Origin of the sequence: Bradyrhizobium altum, assembly GCF_020889705.1 — a bacterium.
GTDB lineage: Bacteria > Pseudomonadota > Alphaproteobacteria > Rhizobiales > Xanthobacteraceae > Bradyrhizobium > Bradyrhizobium altum.
The window spans coordinates 1-2,080 of the sequence record NZ_JACMYP010000511.1 but is presented as its reverse complement, the minus strand read 5'-3'; the positions used below and the strand labels follow the sequence as shown (position 1 = coordinate 2,080).

Here is a 2,080-nt window from a genome sequence, read left to right as displayed (position 1 = left end):
CGCGCATGCGCACGTCGCCGCGGCCGCCGACGGCAGCCATCACCGGCTCCTCGTGGCGGACGCTGGCGCGGTTGGACGAGACCACGTCGAGCCCGCGGCCGTGATGGGCGACGATGCGGTTCAGCTCGGCCAGGGCCTCGATCTGGTCGACGATCACCTTGCGCATCTGCGCGGTGTTTTCGGCGGCCTCCTGCGGCATTTCCAGCACGCCGCGGCGCAGCTCGTTGCGCGTGGCCTCGAGCTCGCTGTGCATCTCGCTTGCCATCTGCTTCATCGCCGTGACCATCGCGGAGAACTTCTCCGTCGATTCCTTGAACATCGCATCGGTCTCGGCGTTGCTCTGCTGGTAGAGGTCGCTCATCGCGTCGACGGTCTGCTGGCGCTCGTTCTCGGCCGCTTGGCGCACCGCCTCGAACTGCCTGCTGATCGCAGCCGAACCGGCGCCTGCGGTCTCCGCCACCACGCGCGCGATGTCGCGGGCGCGTTCCTCGGCCGCGCCGAGCGATTCATCGAGCAGCCCGGTGAAGCGCGACAGCCGCTGGTCGAGATCGGTGGTGCGCAGGTCGATGGTCGTGACCAGCGATTCCAGCGCCGACTTGCGCTCGCTGACGGAGGCCGTCGTCGAGCGGTTGGCCTGCTCGACCACGGCAGCCGCCTCGATCAGCGCCTTGCCATGGGTCTCGAACTGGCTCGACAGCGCGCCGAGATCTTCCAGCGCCTTGCCGGTCTTGCTGTTGAACACCGTGAGCTGGTCTTCCAGCGTCTGGGTCGCCACGCCGTTGCGCGAGGTGACGTCGTTCATGGCGGACACGAAGTCGGCCACGCGGGTCACCAGCGCGCGCTCCAGCGAGTTGAGGTTGTCGTGGGCGCCGGTCAACACTTCCTGCAGCAGGATGTTGCCCTCGCGCAGCCGCTCGAACAGCGCCACCGTATCGGTGCGCAGGATCTTGCTGGTCTCCTGCATTTCCGTGACGGCCGAGATCGAGACCTGGCGCGACTGGTCGATCGCCGCGCGCGAGGCCTGCTCGAGCTCCTTGAGCGACTTCGCCACCGCACCGGTCGCCTGATCGCCGGCCGAGGTGATGTTGCGCGCGACATCGCCGCCGTGCGCCGCCATCGACTGCGAGAAGGCGAGGCCGCGGGTTTCGATTGCCTTCAGCGCGTCCGCGGTGGCGCGATCCATGTCGTTCGACAGCTGCGTGGTCTTGGCGGTCAGCGCCTCAACCAGCGAGCCGCGGCGGCCGTCGACCATCTGCGACAGCCGCTCGGTCTGCTGCTGCACATAGGTGACGATCTCGTCGGTCTTGCCGGTCATCGCCGAGCCGAATGCGCTGGAAGCGGACAGCACCGAACGTTCGATGTCGGCGGAGGTCGTCTTGACCTTGGTCGAGACCTCGTTGGACATGTTGATCAGCGCGGCCTGTGCGTTCTGCGCAGAGGTCTGGATGTTGTCGGTGGTCTTGGCCGTGACCGAACCCAGCGCGCGCTCGATATCGGTCGAGAGCGTGCGGATCTGGGCGGCGGCATCGGCGGAGGTCGCCGCAAACGAGCTCTGGGCCTCGCGGGCGCTGCCCAGGATGGTCTGTGCAGTCTCCGCGCTGGTCGTGGTCAGCGAGTGCTCGATCTCGACCGAGATGGCGCGGATCTGGGTTGCGGCCTCGTTGGACGTTGCCACGAACGAGTTCTGGGCATCGCGGGCGCTGCCGAGGATCGTCTGGGCGGTGTTGGTGCCGACCGACGTCAGGGTGCGCTCGACATCGGCTGCCAGCGACTTGACGTGGTTGGCCGCTTCGGTCGACGCGGTGACGAGGGTGTTCTGTGCCTCGCGAGCGCCGGCCGTCAGCACCTCGACGGTGCCGGAACCGGCCATCGACAGCGCGCGCTGGATATCGGCGGCAAGCGCCGTCACCTTTGTCGCAGACTCGGTCGATGCATTGACCAGCATGCTCTGGGCTTCACGCGCGCCTGATGTGATCGATTCCGCGGTGGCGGAGCCGGCCATCGAGAGCGATCGCTCCATGTCGGCCGCCAGCGTGCGGACCAGATCGGTGGCCTCGGTGGATGCGCCGGCCAGCGTGCT

General features: G+C 67.8%; 1 pseudogene. It reads right to left on the bottom strand.

Annotated features, from left to right (window positions below):
• A pseudogene (locus H8B02_RS46975) lies at positions 1 to 2,080 on the bottom strand (apolipoprotein A-IV repeat region-like domain-containing protein); the annotation flags it as partial.